The organism is Oryzihumus leptocrescens, from assembly GCF_006716205.1.
Classification (GTDB): domain Bacteria; phylum Actinomycetota; class Actinomycetes; order Actinomycetales; family Dermatophilaceae; genus Oryzihumus; species Oryzihumus leptocrescens.
In genome coordinates this window covers 3,084,112-3,101,392 of sequence record NZ_VFOQ01000001.1, presented here as the reverse complement: position 1 = coordinate 3,101,392, position 17,281 = coordinate 3,084,112, and the positions used below count along the sequence as shown (strand labels likewise).

Annotated in this window: 16 protein-coding genes; 8 read left to right on the top strand and 8 right to left on the bottom strand. The window is 71.2% G+C overall.

Annotation, left to right across the window (positions count from 1 at the left end; genetic code table 11):
* Positions 1-42: 42 nt before the first annotated feature.
* Together FB474_RS14595 and FB474_RS14590 are read right to left on the bottom strand one after the other, a co-directional pair.
* Complete coding sequence (locus FB474_RS14595) at positions 43-438, bottom strand: VOC family protein (RefSeq protein ID WP_141789306.1); 396 nt, start codon at positions 436-438, stop codon at positions 43-45.
* A gap of 86 nt (positions 439-524) precedes the next feature.
* Entirely contained in the window at positions 525-1,205 is a 681-nt protein-coding gene (locus FB474_RS14590) for a YwaF family protein (RefSeq protein ID WP_185746182.1), read from the bottom strand.
* A gap of 91 nt (positions 1,206-1,296) precedes the next feature.
* On the opposite strand from FB474_RS14590, the gene FB474_RS14585 reads away from it, so the two are divergent.
* Complete coding sequence (locus FB474_RS14585; RefSeq protein WP_246092205.1) at positions 1,297-2,466, top strand: GmrSD restriction endonuclease domain-containing protein; 1,170 nt, start codon at positions 1,297-1,299, stop codon at positions 2,464-2,466.
* Positions 2,467-2,496: 30 nt separating this feature from the next.
* Complete coding sequence (locus FB474_RS14580) at positions 2,497-2,991, top strand: DUF427 domain-containing protein (RefSeq protein WP_141789304.1); 495 nt, start codon at positions 2,497-2,499, stop codon at positions 2,989-2,991.
* Between the two features lie 87 nt (positions 2,992-3,078).
* On the opposite strand, the gene FB474_RS14575 is transcribed toward FB474_RS14580, so the two are convergent.
* The 6 genes from FB474_RS14575 to FB474_RS14545 all read right to left on the bottom strand — a co-directional run bounded on the left by FB474_RS14575 (position 3,079) and on the right by FB474_RS14545 (position 9,445).
* Positions 3,079-3,648, bottom strand: coding sequence for a tetratricopeptide repeat protein (locus FB474_RS14575; protein ID WP_141789303.1), 570 nt, complete (start codon positions 3,646-3,648; stop codon positions 3,079-3,081).
* 103 nt (positions 3,649-3,751) lie between these two features.
* A complete protein-coding gene (locus tag FB474_RS14570; protein ID WP_221632653.1) occupies positions 3,752-6,118 on the bottom strand; it encodes a hypothetical protein in 2,367 nt (788 codons plus the stop codon).
* A 248-nt stretch (positions 6,119-6,366) separates the two neighbouring features.
* Positions 6,367-7,095 carry a VIT1/CCC1 transporter family protein gene (locus FB474_RS14565; RefSeq protein ID WP_141789301.1) on the bottom strand — a complete coding sequence of 243 codons (729 nt, stop codon included), beginning with the start codon at positions 7,093-7,095 and terminating at the stop codon, positions 6,367-6,369.
* Positions 7,096-7,139: 44 nt separating this feature from the next.
* Positions 7,140-7,445 carry a 4a-hydroxytetrahydrobiopterin dehydratase gene (locus FB474_RS14560; protein ID WP_141789300.1) on the bottom strand — a complete coding sequence of 102 codons (306 nt, stop codon included), beginning with the start codon at positions 7,443-7,445 and terminating at the stop codon, positions 7,140-7,142.
* A gap of 75 nt (positions 7,446-7,520) precedes the next feature.
* Complete coding sequence (locus FB474_RS14555) at positions 7,521-9,014, bottom strand: hypothetical protein (protein WP_185746181.1); 1,494 nt, start codon at positions 9,012-9,014, stop codon at positions 7,521-7,523.
* Positions 9,011-9,445, bottom strand: coding sequence for a hypothetical protein (locus FB474_RS14545; RefSeq protein WP_141789297.1), 435 nt, complete (start codon positions 9,443-9,445; stop codon positions 9,011-9,013). Before FB474_RS14545 ends, FB474_RS14555 begins: the two co-directional genes overlap by 4 nt.
* A 118-nt stretch (positions 9,446-9,563) precedes the next feature.
* On the opposite strand from FB474_RS14545, the gene FB474_RS14540 reads away from it, so the two are divergent.
* From FB474_RS14540 to FB474_RS14515, 6 genes are all read left to right on the top strand, one after another.
* Positions 9,564-9,989 (top strand): (deoxy)nucleoside triphosphate pyrophosphohydrolase, encoded by a 426-nt coding sequence (locus FB474_RS14540; RefSeq protein WP_141789296.1) that lies wholly within the window; start codon positions 9,564-9,566, stop codon positions 9,987-9,989.
* A 60-nt stretch (positions 9,990-10,049) separates the two neighbouring features.
* The gene (gene typA / locus FB474_RS14535) at positions 10,050-11,930 is read left to right on the top strand and encodes a translational GTPase TypA (protein ID WP_141789295.1); all 1,881 of its coding nucleotides are present in this window, start codon (positions 10,050-10,052) and stop codon (positions 11,928-11,930) included.
* A gap of 243 nt (positions 11,931-12,173) precedes the next feature.
* On the top strand, positions 12,174-13,190 hold the full coding sequence (locus tag FB474_RS14530) for an ABC transporter permease (RefSeq protein WP_221632547.1): 1,017 nt from the start codon (positions 12,174-12,176) through the stop codon (positions 13,188-13,190).
* A gap of 125 nt (positions 13,191-13,315) precedes the next feature.
* Positions 13,316-15,052 (top strand): ABC transporter substrate-binding protein, encoded by a 1,737-nt coding sequence (locus tag FB474_RS14525; protein ID WP_221632546.1) that lies wholly within the window; start codon positions 13,316-13,318, stop codon positions 15,050-15,052.
* 161 nt (positions 15,053-15,213) lie between these two features.
* A complete protein-coding gene (locus tag FB474_RS14520) occupies positions 15,214-16,227 on the top strand; it encodes an ABC transporter permease (protein WP_141789294.1) in 1,014 nt (337 codons plus the stop codon).
* A 12-nt stretch (positions 16,228-16,239) separates the two neighbouring features.
* The gene (locus FB474_RS14515) at positions 16,240-17,277 is read left to right on the top strand and encodes an ABC transporter ATP-binding protein (protein WP_141789293.1); all 1,038 of its coding nucleotides are present in this window, start codon (positions 16,240-16,242) and stop codon (positions 17,275-17,277) included.
* Positions 17,278-17,281: the final 4 nt, after the last annotated feature.

Here is a 17,281-nt window from a genome sequence, read left to right as displayed (position 1 = left end):
GCCGGCTCGACGGCCGTCTTCGTGGCGCGCTGAGCGACCGGGCTACTTCGCCTCCGGGTCGGGCTGGTGGATGCCGAAGGTGTTGCCCTCGGGGTCGAGGTAGTAGCCCTGCCAGGCCATGCCCGTCAGCGCCATCTTGGGCAGCGCCACCTGCCCGCCGGCGTCGAGGATCCGGCGCTCGGTCGCGTCGTAGTCCTCGACGCCGATGGTGCACACGAAGGCGTTGGTGCCCTGCCGGGGAGCGGGTGCGGGGGCCGGTCGCTGCAGCAGCCCACCGTTGATGCCCGGCTCGTCCTCCGGCCCGGAGACGATGCCCCAGTACGCCGAGCCGGTGGCTCCGCTCCAGTCCTGGAACTCCCAGCCGAACGCCGCGCCGTAGAAGGCCTTGGCCCGCTCCACGTCATCGGCCTGGATCTCGAAGTGCACCACGCGGGACATGCAGGACCTCCTCGGTCGGCGTCGTGCCCCCCAGTCTCATCGCCACCCCGGCACGGCGCCACCGCGCCGCGCCGCTGCCCCGGCTTTCAACGGCGCGACCGCGCGCTGCGCAGGCGGAACGGCGCGTCGAGGACCAGGAGCATCACCAGGGCGACCCCCGCCGCGCTGACGATGTACCACGGCCAGGGCCCCAGGACCGAGAGCAGCGAGGCGTGCTCCGGCACCGCCGCGAGGAACATGTAGTTGGACCCGGTCAGCCAGTCGAAGACCCCGACGAGGGCGGTCCAGGCCACGGTGATCGCGAAGACGCGGGCCACCGAGCCTCGACGAGGTTGCCGGCGCAGCCCCACGACGAGGTAGAACGCCGCGACGACGATCCCGACGTGCCCGACGACGAACTCGAAGAACTCCAGCTCGGGGAACGAGGCCGTCAGGTCGGGGGTCAGCACCGCCTGAAGCGTGCCGGTCAGCCCCCAGAACCACGTCAGCTCGACCGCCAGCGCCCACTGCGGGAGCCAGCAGGCGACCGCGGCGACGATGAGGGCCACGTCGCACAGCGCCAGCGGCAGGGAGGTCTGCACGGACCACCGTCCGGTGACGACCGGGGAGATCACGAACGTCACCGCGTCGGCGGCCAGCAGGAGCGCGATGATGCGCCCGGCGCGCAAGGTCCAGCCGCCCGGCCACCGGCGGCACGCCACGCACAGGACGACGCACACGATGGCCCCGAGGGCCACGCCGACCCAGTAGGGGAGCGGGCTGCTCACCCGTTCATCATCCGCCGGGCCGGGTCCCATCCTCGGGGTGGACTTGCGCAAACCCGCCACCCCGGGCGCCGGTGCGCCCTACCGTCGTCGGGTGCTCGTGCTCCTCGCGCCCTCGACGTCCACTGACGGTGACCTCGCCGGACTGCTCGCGCCGGCCGGCCTGGTCGTCGCCGGCGTCGGGCTCACCGCAACTCTGCGCGGACGTGTGCGCTGGGCGCGGATCGGCTCCCGCGCCCTCGGGGCAGCGGTCACCGCGGCGGGGCTCGTCCTGGTCGGCATCGGTGGCGCGTTGGCGCCCGCGCCGGCACCGGTGCTGGCGTCGGCAGGCCGGACCGTGACCGTCCAGCCCCCGCCGCCCTCCCTGGCACCCACGTCCGCGCCAACCCCCTCGCCGTCCAGCACGGCAGCCGGGGTTCCGGTGGTCACCGCGACGGCCACGCCGTCCACGTCCGATCCGGCACCCGCACCGGGCACGGCCCTGGCGGCGTTGGCGACCCTGCCGGTCAAGGGCCGCGCGCCCAAGACGGGGTATGCCCGCGCGCTGTTCGGCCAGGCGTGGGCGGACGTCGACCGCAACGGCTGCGACACCCGCAACGACGTCCTGCGACGTGACCTCACGGCATACGTCCTCCGGGCAGGCACACACGGCTGCCTGGTGCTGCGGGGGACGCTGGACGACCCCTACACGGGGCGGACCATCGCGTTCCTGCGGGGGCAGGCGACCTCGACGGCGGTGCAGATCGACCACGTCGTGGCGCTGTCCGACGCCTGGCAGAAGGGGGCCCAGCGCTGGAGCGCGGCCACGCGCCAGGCGTTCGCCAACGACTCGCTGAACCTCCTGGCGGTCGACGGTCCGACCAACGAGGCCAAGGGGGACGGCGACGCGGCCACCTGGCTGCCGCCGGTCCGCAGCTACCGCTGCGCGTATGTCGCGCGGCAGGTCGCGGTGAAGGCGCGCTATGGCCTGTGGGTCACCGCCGCGGAGCAGGAGGCGATCCGGGTCGTCCTGTCCGGGTGCCCCGGGCAGCGGCTGCCGGCGGCGCGGCCGTTCGTCCTCGGCGGAGGGTCGGTCGAGGCGGCGAGCACCCCTGCGCCGCAGCCGGATCCGGCTCCGGTGGCCACGACCGGTGGCGGGCTCGACCCTCGGTTCGACACCTGCCGGGAGGCCACCGCCCAGGGGTACGGGCCGTACGTGCGCGGCCGGGACCCGGAGTACGACTGGTACCAGGACCGCGACCACGACGGGGTCGTCTGCGAGTAGCGCGGGGGTGGGTGTGCCTACGCTGGGGCGGTGAGGCCTCAGCGCGAGCAGCCCGGTCCGGGTCAGGAGTCGGTGTGGGACTACCCGCGCCCGCCGTCGGTCGTGCCGACCGACGAGCACGTGCAGGTCTGGCTCGGTGGGGAGCTCGTCGCCGACACCACGACCGCGCTGCGGGTCCTGGAGACCAGCCACCCGCCGACCTACTACCTGCCCCGCGCGGCGTTCGCCGACGGGGCGCTTCGCCCCGCGCCTGGCAGCAGCTTCTGTGAGTGGAAGGGCACCGCTTCCTACCTCGACGTGGTCGGCGGCGACGTCGTGGCTCCCGCCGGGGCCTGGTTCTACCCGCGGCCCAGCGCACGGTTCGCCTCGGTTGCCGACCACGTGGCGCTGTACCCGGCGGCGATGGACCGCTGCACGGTGGACGGCGAGCTGGTCCGCCCGCAGCCGGGTGGCTTCTACGGCGGCTGGATCACCTCGCGGGTGGTCGGCCCGTTCAAGGGCGAGCCGGGCACCCGGTTCTGGTGACGCGGCCATGATGGGTGCGGCAGTGATCTGGCCACGGAGCGCCCGCTAGCTGGGCGGGCGCCCCGTGGCCGTCGGCTGCGCTCCCTGTCAGGACGCAGACGTCTTGGCAGCCGGGTCCTTCAGCTGCGGGTTGAGCTTGATCGCCGCCGCGACCGCGGCGTCACCGGCAGCCTTCTGGTGGGTGGCCCGGAGCAGCAGGCCCAGATTGAGCTGGGCCGCGGCGTTCTTGGGGTTGGCCTGGAGCACCCGCTGGTAGAGCGAGATCGCCTCGGTCGTGTCCCCGGCCTGCTTGCGCAGGATGGCCAGGTTGAACAGCGCCGGCTCGTATGCCGGGTCGACCGCAAGTGCCGCGCGGTACCGGTCCGACGCGACGCCGTAGTTGGCCTGGGCCTGGTCCACCAGGGCCAGGTCGTAGAGGGCGAACTTGTTCTTCGGGTCGTAGGTCAGGGCCTCTTCGTACTTCTGGCGGGCGGCGTCGAGCTTGCCCGTGGTCTGGGCGTCGAGGCCGGCCTGCAGCGCCACGGCGGCCTTCTTGGCGTCGGGCGCCGGCAGCGCGCTGCCGCTGTTGCAGCCCGCGAGACCGAGGGCGAGCAGCCCGGCCGCGACGGTGGAGGCGAGGAGGCTGGTTCTGGTCCGGGAGATGGTGATCGTGCGCATGATGAGTCCTTTGCAAGTGACAGGGATGACAGGGAGATCAAGAAGAGATGGGGCCGGGTCCCGGGCCCGCCGCAGTGCGTCGACGAGCCCGGGACGGTCCGGACTAGCTGTTGTTGACGCAGATGACGTAGGCCGTGTTGCCGGCTGCGGCCTGGTTGAACACCACAGTCCAGCCGGTGGGCGAGCTGGTGCCGGTGAAGACGGGGTAGGAGCCCTGCATGGTCTTGCTGCTGGACAACCCGCCGCCTCCCGTCGCGACCTTCCCGGTGCCGCAGTTGGCCGTCACTGTCGCGCCGCTACCTGTGACGGTGACGACGGTTGCGCCGACGACGCCGGATGGGCCCTGTGCACCCGTGGCACCGGTGGCGCCGGCCGGACCGGCGGGGCCGGTCGCGCCGATGTCACCCCGGTCGCCCTTCGGTCCGGCAGGACCCGTCTGGCCGGCAGGGCCAGCCGGACCGGTGTCGCCCTTGGGGCCAGGAGAGCCCTCGGTTCCCATCGGGCCAGGCACGCCCTGGGGGCCGGTGGCACCGTCCTTGCCGTCGGCGCCGGGTGCGCCCTGGGCGCCGACGGCACCCGTGGCTCCGGTGTCACCCTTGTCGCCCTTGGGACCCGTGGGCCCCATCGGGCCCATGGCGCCGTCGGCGCCCGGAGCGCCTGTGGCACCCTGCGGGCCGGTGGCACCCTGCGGACCCTGGTCGCCCGTGTCACCCTTGGCGCCGGTGTCACCCTTGGGGCCCTGAGGCCCGGCCGGGCCCATTGAGCCCACTGAGCCATCGGTACCGTTCTGGCCGGCAGGACCCTGCGGACCGGTGGCGCCGGTGTCACCTGTGGCGCCGGTGTCACCCTTGTCGCCCTTGGGGCCGACCGGGCCCTGGGGACCTTCCGGACCCTGCGGGCCGACGTCGCCCTTGGGGCCCTGAGCGCCGTCGGTGCCGGCAGCTCCCGTGTCGCCCTTCTCGCCCTGAGCTCCGGTCAGGCCGGTGTCGCCCTTTTCGCCCTGCGGGCCTTGGATGCCGTCCTTGCCGTCGACACCGTTGGTGCCGTTCGTGCCGGCCGGACCTTGCGGGCCTGTGGCACCGTCCTTGCCGTCGGCGCCGTTGGCGCCAGTCTGGCCCTGGTCGCCGGTGTCGCCCTTGTCGCCCTTCGGGCCGACCGGGCCCTGAGGACCGGCGGGCCCCTGCGGGCCGACGTCGCCCTGGGGGCCTTGGGCGCCGTCCTTGCCGTCGACGCCATCCTTGCCGTTGGTGCCGTTGGTGCCGTCGACGCCGTTGGTGCCGTTGGCTCCGGGCAGACCCTGCGGGCCCTGGTCGCCGGTGTCGCCCTTGGGGCCGACCGGGCCCTGGGGTCCGGCGGGACCCGCGGGGCCGACGTCGCCCTGGGGGCCTTGGGCGCCGGCTGCCCCGTCCTTGCCGTCGATGCCGTTGGTGCCGTCGACGCCGTCCTTGCCGTTGACGCCGTCCTTGCCGTTGACGCCATCCTTGCCGTCGACGCCATCCTTGCCGTTGACGCCGTCCGTGCCGTTCGTGCCGTCGACGCCGTTGGTGCCGTTGGCTCCGGGCAGACCCTGCGGGCCCTGGTCGCCGGTGTCGCCCTTGGGGCCGACCGGGCCCTGGGGGCCGGCGGGACCCTGCGGGCCGACCTCGCCCTGGGGGCCCTGGGCGCCGGTGGCGCCGGTAGCTCCAGTGGCGCCAGTCGCGCCGGTCTCACCCTGGGGGCCTTGGGCTCCGGTTGCGCCGTCCTTGCCGTCGAGGCCGTTGGTGCCGTTGACGCCGTCCTTGCCGTCGATGCCGTCGATGCCGTTGGTGCCGTCCTTGCCGTCGACACCGTTGGTGCCGTCGACACCGTCCTTGCCGTCGACTCCGGGTGCCCCCTGGGCGCCGGCCGCGCCGGTCTCACCCTGGGCTCCGGTGTCGCCCTTGGGGCCCTGAGGCCCTGCCGGCCCCTGGGGACCCTGAGGGCCGACCTCGCCCTGCGGACCCTGGGCACCGGCCTCGCCGGCCGCGCCGGTGTCACCCTTCTCACCCTGGGCGCCGGTCGCGCCCGTGGCGCCGGTGGCACCAGTGGCGCCCATAGCTCCGGTTGCGCCCGTCGCGCCGGTGTCACCCTTGGGACCCTGCGGCCCTACCGGGCCGGTTGCCCCGGCGGGACCGGTCGCGCCCGTGGCACCCGTCGCGCCGGTCGCACCCGTCGCACCCTGCGGGCCTGTGGCACCGGTAGCACCGGTGTAGCCGCGAGGGCCCATCGGACCCATCGGGCCGACCTGGTTCCACGTGATGCGCACCTCGCTGGTCTTGCAGGAGGTCTTAGCGACGTCGTAGATGCGGACGTTGCCGGTCTTCTTGTCGTAACAGGCGTAGATGACGCCACCTGGGCCGGGGATGGCCGCCTGGGCGACGGAGCTGGCGGCGGCGACGATTCCCAGTCCCGCTCCGGCTCCGATCAGGGCCTTGGCCCGACGCGTCCGCATGAGCCGACGCACAGATGATCTGCGATAAGACATGACTCCCCTTCGCTTTCGTCTGCCCGAGAGCAAGGGAGCCCCCCAGGCGTGCCTGCGGATGGGGCCATCCGCAGGCGCGCTGCTCGCAGGTCCGTGGGTCCACGGATCGATACGGTGAAAAATGGCAGGGGCGGACGTACACCGAATCCGGCGAGCGGTGGAGCTGCTCCTCCACCAGATGGCGGAGGCGAAGGGGTGGTGCCGACGGTCGGTGGCTAGACCGCGACGCCCACCAGCGCGCCGATGCCGTAGGTCACGGCCATCGCCACGATTCCGCCGATCACGTTGCGCCACACCGCCTTCCGGCGGTTCGCGCCGCCGAGGCGCGCACTGATGACGCCGGTGAGGGCGAGCGCGAGGACGACCGCGACGACGGTCACGGCGACGCGGCCACCTGCCGGGGGCAGCGCGATCGCGAGCAGGGGCAGCAGCGCCCCGACGGTGAAGGCGACGAAGGACGCAACAGCCGCGTGGGTCGGGCTGGTCAGGTTGTCAGGGTCGATCTTCAGCTCGACCTCGGCGTGGGCCGCGAGGGCGTCGTGCTCGGTCAGCTGCACCGCAACCTGGTGGGCCAGCTCCGGGGACAGGCCCTTGTCCGCGTAGAGCTGGGTGAGCTCGGCCAGCTCCTCGTCGGGCGTCTCGCGCAGCTCGCGACGCTCCTTCTCGAGGAGGGCGTGCTCGGTGTCGCGCTGGGTGCTCACCGAGACGTACTCGCCGACCGCCATGCTCATCGCGCCCGCGGCCAGGCCGGCGATGCCCGCCGTCATGATCGCCGTCAGCTGGGCCGTCGCCCCGGCCACACCGACCACGATGCCGGCGGTGGACACGATGCCGTCGTTGGCGCCGAGGACTCCCGCGCGCAGCCAGTTGAGCCGGCTGGCGACGTCCTTGCCGTGCGGCTCGTCGTGGCCGTTGTCGGACTCGTCGACGTGCTCGAGGGTCATGGTGGGTGGACTCCGTTCTGGGACAGAGGAACTGTGGTCGGCGGTCAGCGGGGGCTGGCGCCGACGAGCGCGGCGGCCTGGGCGATGCGGTGGGCCAGCTCGATGTCGAGCTGGGTCACCCCGCCGGCCGAGTGGGTCGACAGCCGCCAGTGGGTGAGCTTCCAGCGGATGTCGATGTCAGGGTGGTGGTTCATCTGCTCGGCGGCGTCGGCCGCCTCCTCAACGAGCCGGATCGCCGCCGCGAAGTCGGGGGCGTCGTAGGAGGCGGTCAGCGCCTGCCCGTCACCGGCCCAGCCGGGGAGGTCGGCGAGCTGCCGGGTGATCTCCTCGGACGTCAGCAGTCGGCTCACGCCAGGAGCGTTTCAAAGTTCGACGCCGCTGTCGACGCAGGTTTGCCTCACCGAACCCGCAGGTCGGCGAGGGGGTCACGACACCGCGCGGCTGACCTCCCACCCCGTCGTGGTCACGGTGGCCCCGTCATCGGCCGCGAGGAAGCCGTCGAGGCGCAGCGAGTCCACGAACCCGGCCGCTCCCGGCGCCCCGCGGGCGGCGAGCCGGTCCACCCCGGCCGCCGCCCCCTCGTAGCCGTCGAAGCCGTGGTTGGTCCCGATGTCGCCCCGGTCGCGTTCGAAGGAGTAGGTGAGGTGGCCGGCCCGGTCGGGGTTCGGCGCGCCGTCGAGGTCCGGGACGATGTCCCCGGACGCCTCCAGGGAAAGCACCCGGACCCCGTCCGGGACGGTCATGGTGGCGAGCGGCGACCCTGCGGTGATGACGTGGGTGATGTTGAACGCCTGGCCGTGCCGCGAGCCGGTGGCGCGCAGGCGGCTCTGGTCGGCGGCGATCTGGTACGCCGTCATGCCGCCCTGGCTGTGTCCCACGAGCATCACCGGGGCGCTCCGGGGCACCCCGGCGCGCACCATCGCCTGCACCACCCCGCGCGAGTAGACGGTCGGCTGGTTGCCGACCAGCCTCAGGTTCCCCCCGAGGTCGGGCGCCGAGCGGCTGTGCCACTGCGCGGGCGGCGGCAGCCACGAGTCCGTGCCGGGGATGTTGACGATGTATGCCGTGCGGGTTACCCCGCCCGGACCACTGGTCGTCACCCGGCGGATGTCGATGGCACCGCCGGGCTTTTCGGCCGTCGTGTGCAGGCTCCGCATGAGCGCACCGACCCCGGTGACGCCGCCGGTGTCGGCCTGCCAGGCCGACTGGCCGAGTCCGCCCCGCGGGCCGGTGCCGCGGACCAGGGGAGTGCCGTCCACGAACAGCTGCTGCAGGCCGCGGGAGGCGCCCTGGGTGTTCAGCGGCGGCCTGCCACCCGGCCAGCCCAGCGGGGCGACCGGGCCGGCCCACAGGGACAGCCCCGCGACCAGGCCGCTGCCGCCGTGGACGAGGTGCTCCACCAGCCAGGGGTGGGCGGTGAGGGCGGACTCCAGCGAGTGGCTGGCGACGGCGCACCCCTGCGACACCCCCGGCACGTCGCGGCCGTGGCGGCAGGCCGCCCCGCCGGTCGCGCCCCACGTCACCAGCGCCGGTGCCAGGAGCCCGACCCGCAGCGCCACCGCGTCGTCGAAGCCGAGCCACAGCCCTTCGGCGGCCTGCTCGGCGTGCTCGTAGGTCCAGGCTGCCATCGCGACCGAGGTGCCGAGCCGCGCGGCGTCCGCTGCGACACCCACCGCCGCGCCGGCGGCGTGAAGGATCGCCGTCTCGGCCTCCGCCGCCGTTGCGGGTGACAGCGGGGCACTGAGGGCCAGGTCTGCGTCCGTGCACCAGCTCCGCGAGCACCATGCCTCCCGGGCCAGGTCCTCCGCCTCGTGGCCGATCAGGCCCGCGAGGCGGTGCAGGTCGGCCGCGCGGACGATCAGCCCGCCGGGCCCGCCCCGCGCCCGCAGGGTCGTGGCGTCGCTCCCGTTGTCCCTCACCGGGCCACCCCCAGGCCGGCCAGCCGTCCCGCCACCTCCACCCAGTCGCGGTGCCCGGGTGGAGGTAGGGGCGACCCCAGCACGACCCGGCCCACGGCGGCCGCCGCCGGTTCGCCGCCGACGAGGGCGTGCTCGAGGCCGGCCAGCAGCTGGCGCGCACGCGACTCCGCCCGGTGGATCCGCTCCAGCTGCCGGTCCGTGGCGGAGGCGTGCTGCTGCACCGCCCGTGCCGCCTCGGCGTACCGGTCCGCCACCTGCCGCATCGCCTTCGCCTGGTGCGCCGCCTGCCGTTGCATGCCTCCGGCGGCGGTGGACTCCCACGCCACCGCCGCCGCGGACCGCTCCAGCCGTGACGCGCTGGCCTCGATGCGCTCGGCCTCCCGCGCCAGGAGGCCGGCCAGGGCGCGCAGGCGCTGCGGATCGCCATACATGAGACTCCCCCAAGTTCATGTGAACGTCAGCCAACGCATCCAAACTAGGGCTTTCTGATCACGATCTCGCCGTCGTCCACATGACCAGCGGGACGGGCGGGCACACTGTGTGGCCGTCATGACTACCCACACCTCGCGCGCGCTCGTTGTCGGAGCCGCCATCGTCGACGACCTGCACCGGCCCACCACCCTGCTCGCCGCCCGGCGCACCGAGCCCGCCGGGCTCGCCGGCGGCTGGGAGTTCCCCGGCGGCAAGGTCGAGCCGGGGGAGGACCCCGTCGAGGCGCTGCACCGCGAGATCGCCGAGGAGCTCGGGGTCGAGGTCCGCCTCGGCCGCGTCGTCGAGGGCCCGCTCGAGGGGTCGTGGCCGCTGGGCGAGCGCTACGCGATGACCGTCTGGCTGGCCGTCGTCACCTCCGGGGAGCCCGAGCCCCTGGAGGACCACGACGAGCTGCGGGTCCTGGCCGCGGACGAGCTGTATGCCGTGCCCTGGCTGCCCGCGGACCTGCCCGTCGTCGACGCCCTCGCCGCGCTGATGCGCTGAGCACGGCGGCACCGGACTCGGTGGTCAAGGTCACGCGCAAAGCCTGAGACACTGGAGCACATGCCCATGCAGACCCGCGGCGACATCCGCAATGTCGCCATCGTTGCCCACGTCGACCACGGCAAGACCACTCTTGTCGACAAGATGCTCTGGGAGGCCGGCGCCTTCGGCGAGCACCAGCACGTCGACGAACGTGCCATGGACTCCGGTGACCTCGAGCGGGAGAAGGGCATCACCATCCTCGCCAAGAACACCGCGATCCGGTATGCCGGACCTGCGGCCGCCGCGGCGGGGGAGCCGGGCGGGGTGACCATCAACATCATCGACACCCCCGGCCACGCCGACTTCGGTGGCGAGGTGGAGCGCGGCCTGTCCATGGTCGACGGTGTCGTGCTCCTCGTCGACGCCTCCGAGGGCCCGCTGCCGCAGACCCGGTTCGTGCTGCGCAAGGCGCTCGCCGCGAAGATGCCGGTCATCCTGTGCATCAACAAGGTGGACCGCCCCGACTCGCGCATCGCCGAGGTCGTGGACGAGACCTACGAGCTGTTCATGGACCTCGACGCCACCGAGGAGCAGATCGACTTCCCGATCGTCTACGCCTCGGCCAAGGCCGGCCGCGCCTCGCTGACCCGCCCGGCCGACGGCGGGCTGCCCGACGGTGAGGACCTCGAGGCCCTGTTCGCCACCATCCTGGACACCATCCCGGCACCCTCGTTCGACCCCGAGGCGCCGCTGCAGGCCCACGTGACCAACCTGGACTCCTCCAACTTCCTGGGCCGCCTCGCGCTGCTGCGCGTCCACAACGGCGTCATCAAGAAGGGCCAGCAGGTCGCCTGGTGCAAGACCGACGGCAGCGTCGAGCGGGTCAAGATCACCGAGCTGCTGATGACCGAGGCGCTGGAGCGCAAGCCCGCCGAGGAGGCCGGCCCCGGCGACATCATCGCCATCGCGGGCATCGCCGACATCATGATCGGCGAGACCCTGGCCGACGCCGAGAACCCCGTGCCGCTGCCGGTCATCACCGTGGACGAGCCGGCCATCTCCATGACCATCGGCACCAACACCAGCCCGATGGTCGGCCGGGTCCGTGGCAGCAAGGTCACCGCCCGCATGGTCAAGGACCGCCTCGACCGCGAGCTCATCGGCAACGTGTCCCTGCGGGTCCTGCCGACCGAGCGTCCCGACGCCTGGGAGGTCCAGGGCCGCGGTGAGCTGGCGCTGGCCATCCTCGTGGAGCAGATGCGCCGCGAGGGCTACGAGCTCACCGTCGGCAAGCCGCAGGTGGTCACCAAGCAGGTCGACGGCAAGCTGCACGAGCCGGTCGAGCGCCTGACCATCGACACCCCCGAGGAGCACCTCGGCGCGATCACGCAGATCATGGCCGCCCGCAAGGGCCGCATGGAGCAGATGACCAACCACGGCACCGGCTGGATCCGGATGGAGTTCCTGGTGCCCTCACGTGGCCTCATCGGCTTCCGCACCGAGTTCCTCACCGAGACCCGCGGCACGGGCATCGCCCACCACGTGTTCGAGGACTACGAGCCGTGGTTCGGCACCATCACGACCCGCACCAGCGGCTCCCTGGTGGCCGACCGCACCGGTGCGGTCACGGCCTACGCCATGGTCAACCTCCAGGAGCGCGGCACGCTGTTCACCGAGCCGGGCACCGAGGTGTACGAGGGCATGATCGTCGGCGAGAACTCGCGCGCCGACGACATGGACGTCAACATCACCAAGGAGAAGAAGCTGACCAACGTGCGCGCCTCCAGCGCGGACAACTTCGAGAAGATCGTGCCCGCGCGCAAGCTCTCCCTCGAGCAGTCCCTGGAGTTCTGCCGCGAGGACGAGTGCGTGGAGGTCACCCCGGAGGCCGTGCGCATCCGCAAGGTCAACCTCGACGCGACCGAGCGCGCCCGGGCGGCGGCCCGCGCCCGCAAGTAGCGCAGGAGCGGCCCGCGGCATACCCGCAGGTCAGGCGGCATGATGACGCCCCGGAGCACACGTGCTCCGGGGCGTCAAGCATGTGTCCACGTTCGGTCACGATCCGGAGACAACCTCTCTCCACTGGTTACATCGCCGACGGGCTGGTCTAAGGTTTCGCAAGGTCAAGGACAGGCAAAGAGCTGCCGTTCGTCCCGGACCATGGACGCAACATCAGCAAGGTCGGAAAGAGGAACTGCCCGCATGACGATGGCTCCGGGCCAGCCCGACGAAGCACACGCGCAGGTCGACGTCGAGACGTCGGCCACTGACGGCGCGGTCGCGATCAAGGGGCGCACTCCTTGGCAGATCGTGCGCAGCCGTATCCGGCGCGACAAGGTCACGATGGTGGCGCTCGGCATCTGCATCGTGTTCGCCCTCATCGGCATCCTGTCGCCGATCCTGACGAGCCTGGGGCTGATCGACCCCTACAAGGGCGACATCAAGCTGGTCCAGGGCGTCGGCTCCCTTCCGACCGGCGCGCTGGGCGGCATCAGCGGCTCGCACTGGTTCGGCGTCGAGCCCGGCACCGGTCGTGACCTGTTCTCGCGGATCATGGCCGGTATCACCACCTCGCTGATCGTCGCGGTCCTCGCCACGCTCTTCAGCATCCTCGTGGGCACGATCCTCGGCCTGATCTCCGGCTTCGCCGGTGGCTGGCTCGACTGGCTGATCAGCCGCACGATGGACCTGGTCCTCAGCTTCCCGCAGACCCTGATGCTGCTGTCGCTGTCGACGGTCCTGCTCGGTGCGATGACCGACGTGCTCGGCTTCCCGCCCGGTGCGCCGGCGACGATCGCCTACCTGGTGCTGGTCCTGGGCTTCTTCGGCTGGCCCTTCTTCGCCCGCATCATCCGCGGTCAGGTCCTGTCCCTGCGCGAGCGTGAGTTCGTCGAGGCGGCCCGGTCCCTGGGCGCCAAGCGCGGCCGCCTCTACTTCAAGGAGCTGCTGCCGCACCTGTGGGCGCCGATCCTGGTCTACGCGACCCTGATCCTGCCCCAGAACATCGCGGCCGAGGCGTCGCTGGGCTTCCTGGGCGTCGGCATCCAGGCGCCGACCCCCTCGCTCGGCTCGATCCTCAACGACTCCGTCGTCTACGCCAACCCGGACCCGGCGTACTTCATCTTCCCGGGACTGATGCTGAGCATCCTCGTGCTCTCGTTCAACCTCCTCGGGGACGGTTTGCGCGACGCACTGGACCCCAAGACCGGACGGTCCTGACCGCCCGACCAGATGAGCTTGTCCCCGGCTGCTCGCGGAGCCGGAGACGCAGGAGCTCCTGCAGCACCCGCTGCAGGGCAGGCCACCGCTGACGCGGCGGTGGGGATAGCACTCAAGGAGAGCGCATGATGCGCACGAAGAAGGGCGCGCTGGGCGTGGCCCTCGGCGTGGCTGTTGCCCTCGCCGCCTCAGCTTGTGGGGGCGGAAGCAGCAGCACGGGTGGTTCGCAGAGCACGGGCGCGGCAGCCAAGGGCGGCACGCTGTACATGCTGAACCTTGGACCGGTCGACCACTGGGACCCGCAGCGGATCTACGTCGGTGCGGACATCCAGTTCGCCAGCCGCGTGTTCTCGCGGACGCTCACGACGTTCCCGCCCGGCAAGACCATCGAGGACCAGTCGAAGCTGATCCCGGACCTCGCCACCAACACCGGTGACGTGTCCGACGGCGGCAAGACCTGGAAGTTCACCCTCAAGGGCGACGCCAAGTGGCAGGACGGCAAGCCCGTGACCTGCGAGGACCTCAAGTACGGCATCTCGCGCACGTTCGCCGCCGACCAGATCACCGGTGGCCCGAACTACGCGATCGCCTACTTCGACATCCCGAAGAACGCCGATGGCTCCAGCAAGTACGCCGGCCCCTACAAGAAGACCGGCCAGGAGCTCTACGACAAGGCTGTCTCCTGCTCGGGCCAGACGATCACGTTCCACCTGAGCCAGCCGGTCAACGACTTCAACCAGACCGTCACGTTCCCTGCCTTCGGCGCGTTCCGCCAGGACAAGGACCAGGGCGCGAAGTCGGACTACGCGATCTTCTCCGACGGTCCGTACATGCTGCAGGGCAACTGGGAGACCAACAAGGGTGGCACCTTCGTGCGCAACCCCAACTGGTCCGCCTCGTCTGACCCGTTCCGCAAGGCGTACCCGGACTCGATCGTCTACCAGGAGGGCATCGAGTCGGAGACGATCGTCCAGCGCATCATGGCCGACTCCGGCAACGACAAGTTCGCGGTGACGCAGGCGACGGCCCCGCCGGCCCTGCAGGCCCAGATCGTGTCGAACCCGCAGGTCAAGGACCGTTCGACCAACCCGCCGGCGCCCTACGTCGACTACCTGCTCCCGAACTTCAAGAGCAAGGTCATGAAGAACGAGAAGGCCCGCCAGGCCTTCGCCATGTCGACCAACCGCGACGCCTACGTCACCGCCTACGGTGGCTCGACGGCCGCGACGCCGACGTACGCGATGATCAACAAGGCTCTGAAGGGCTACAAGGACTTCAACCCCTTCGGTGTCCCCACCGCCGGTGACCCGGCCAAGGCCAAGGCCGTGCTGCAGAGCTCGGGCCTGACCCTGCCGGTGCCGATCACGGTGACCTACCGCAAGCGCCCCACCTCGGACAAGGCCCTCGCGGCCCTGCAGTCCGGCTGGGAGCAGGCGGGCTTCAAGGTGACCCTCGACGGCATCTCCGACAAGTACTACTCCACCATCCAGAACCCGGCCTACGCCTCCAAGGCGGACGTCTTCTGGGCTGGTTGGGGTGCTGACTGGCCGTCCGGCTCCACCGTCATCCCGCCGCTGTTCGACTCCCGTCCGAACATCAGCGCCGGTGGCTCGGGCCAGGACTACGGCTACTTCCAGAACGCCGACGTGAACAAGAAGATCGACCAGACCTTCCTCATCGCCGACACCGCCGCCCGTGAGAAGGCGTGGGGTGACCTCGACGAGGAGATCGCCAAGATGGGCGGTCACGTGGCTCTGGACAACCAGAAGTTCATGTTCGTCCACGGTTCTGGCGTGAAGAACTACAACGACAACGGTGTGTTCGGCGGCTACGTCGAGCTGGCTGACATCGCTGTCAAGTGATGAAGCGGTGGTGGTGGCGGTGCCCCGGGTACCGCCACCACCACCTGCGTAGGACAATCTGAGCTGGCGGGGGCGACACAGTCGCCCTCGCCAGCGCAGCGCAACAGGCGAGGCACACGAGAGGCAGGTGAGGGTCAGCGCCCTCCGGGCGGTGACACCCGATGTTCTTCTACATCATCCGACGACTGATTGCGGTCGTCATCATGCTGTTCGTCATCAGCATGACGACGTTCCTCGTCTTCTATGCCGGGCCTGACGATCCCGCGCGGCTGACCTGTGCGAAGAACTGCACACCTGCGGTCATCGCGGCGAACCGGCATGCGTTCGGCTTCGACAAGCCGATCGCCACGCAGTACACCGATTTCGTCAAGGGCCTGGTCTCCGAGCGCAAGTTCCCGGACGACCCGGCCCAGGAGAAGGCCGCCCCGCAGACGATCACCCACTGCGCGGCGCCCTGCCTCGGCTACTCCTTCGTGCGGCAGCAGCCGGTGACGGCGATGATCAAACAGGGACTCCCGATCACCGTCTCGCTGGCGGTGGGCGCGTTCGTCATCTGGATTGTCGTCGGCGTGACCAGCGGCTGCATCGCGGCCCTCAACCGTGGCACGTTCATCGACCGGACGATCGTCGGTGCCGCCCTGATCGGGTTCTCCCTACCCAGCTTCTTCATCGGCCTGCTGCTGCTGACCTTCGTGGCCATCCGCTGGCAGCTGGTGCCGATCCCCGAGTTCGTGCCCTTCACGGAGAACCCCGCCCTCTGGGCGCAGAACCTGATCCTGCCGTGGATCACCTTGGCCGCGATCTTCGCCGCGAGCTACGTGCGCCTCACCCGCGCCTACATGCTCGAGACCATGAGCGAGGACTACATCCGCACCGCCCGCGCCAAGGGCGTGAAGGAGAACAAGGTCATCCGCCGGCACGGCCTGCGCGCCGCACTGACCCCGATCGTGACGGCCGCCGGTCTTGACCTCGGTGGCCTCCTCGGAGGTGCCGTCATCACCGAGTCGGTGTTCGGGCTCAACGGCCTGGGTCGCATGGCCGTCCAGGCCGTCGTCCAGACGGACCTGCCCATGATCGTGGCCCTGGTCCTCGTCGCCGCCGCGTTCGTCGTCATCGCCAACCTGGTCGTGGACGTCCTCTACGGCGTCATCGACCCGCGCGTCCGCCTGAGCTGAGGTTTGCCAAGCATGTCTGAGACCACCCAGAAGCCCTTCCTCGAGGTCAAGGACCTCAAGGTCCACTTCCCGACCGACGACGGCCTGGTCAAGTCCGTCGACGGGCTGAGCTTCAACCTCGAGCGCGGCAAGACCATCGGCATCGTCGGCGAGTCCGGCTCCGGCAAGTCGGTCACCAGCCAGGCCATCCTGGGCCTGCACCGTCGCGGCAAGGCCAAGACGTCGGGGCAGATCATCCTCGACGGCGAGGACCTGATGACGATCGGCAACGAGAAGCTGCGCACCCTACGGGGCAGCAAGATGGCGATGATCTTCCAGGACCCGCTGTCGGCGCTGCACCCGTACTACACGATCGGCGCCCAGATCGTGGAGGCCATCCAGGTGCACCACGACCTGGACAAGAACCAGGCCCGGGCCCGCACCATCGAGATGCTCGACCGGGTCGGCATCCCCAACCCGCAGCGGCGGGTCGACCAGTACCCGCACGAGTTCTCCGGCGGTATGCGCCAGCGCGCGATGATCGCGATGGCGCTGGTCAACAACCCCGAGCTGCTGATCGCCGACGAGCCCACCACGGCGCTCGACGTGACGGTGCAGGCCCAGATCCTGGACCTCATGCGCGACCTGCAGAAGGAGTTCGGCTCGGCGATCATCATGATCACCCACGACCTCGGCGTGGTCGCCGAGATCGCCGACGACGTCCTGGTGATGTACGGCGGCAAGGCGGTGGAGTACGGCAACGTCAAGGACGTCTTCTACGCCCCCGAGCACCCCTACACCTGGGGCCTGCTCACCTCGATGCCGCGCCTGGACCGGGTGCGCAAGACCCGTCTCGAGCCGGTGCCGGGCAACCCGCCGTCGCTGATCAACGTGCCCAGCGGGTGCGCCTTCCACCCCCGCTGCGCTTTCCGCGACCAGGTGGCGGACGATGGCTGCCGGACGATCGTGCCCGGGCTGGACGAGGCCCGTCCCGGTCACGCGGCCCGCTGCCTGATCCCGAGCGACAAGCGCGCTCAGCTGTTCGCCGACGACGTCAAGCCGCGGCTGTAAGGAG

Coding starts and splice junctions, on each gene's coding strand:
- FB474_RS14595 (WP_141789306.1), bottom strand. CDS start 438: ATGTCCCGCGTGGTGCACTTCGAGATCCAGGCCGATGACGTGGAGCGG.
- FB474_RS14565 (WP_141789301.1), bottom strand. CDS start 7,095: ATGACCCTCGAGCACGTCGACGAGTCCGACAACGGCCACGACGAGCCG.
- FB474_RS14545 (WP_141789297.1), bottom strand. CDS start 9,445: ATGTATGGCGATCCGCAGCGCCTGCGCGCCCTGGCCGGCCTCCTGGCG.
- FB474_RS14520 (WP_141789294.1), top strand. CDS start 15,214: ATGTTCTTCTACATCATCCGACGACTGATTGCGGTCGTCATCATGCTG.
- FB474_RS14570 (WP_221632653.1), bottom strand. CDS start 6,118: ATGCGGACGCGTCGGGCCAAGGCCCTGATCGGAGCCGGAGCGGGACTG.
- typA (WP_141789295.1), top strand. CDS start 10,050: ATGCCCATGCAGACCCGCGGCGACATCCGCAATGTCGCCATCGTTGCC.
- FB474_RS14540 (WP_141789296.1), top strand. CDS start 9,564: ATGACTACCCACACCTCGCGCGCGCTCGTTGTCGGAGCCGCCATCGTC.
- FB474_RS14515 (WP_141789293.1), top strand. CDS start 16,240: ATGTCTGAGACCACCCAGAAGCCCTTCCTCGAGGTCAAGGACCTCAAG.
- FB474_RS14575 (WP_141789303.1), bottom strand. CDS start 3,648: ATGCGCACGATCACCATCTCCCGGACCAGAACCAGCCTCCTCGCCTCC.
- FB474_RS14525 (WP_221632546.1), top strand. CDS start 13,316: ATGATGCGCACGAAGAAGGGCGCGCTGGGCGTGGCCCTCGGCGTGGCT.
- FB474_RS14530 (WP_221632547.1), top strand. CDS start 12,174: ATGACGATGGCTCCGGGCCAGCCCGACGAAGCACACGCGCAGGTCGAC.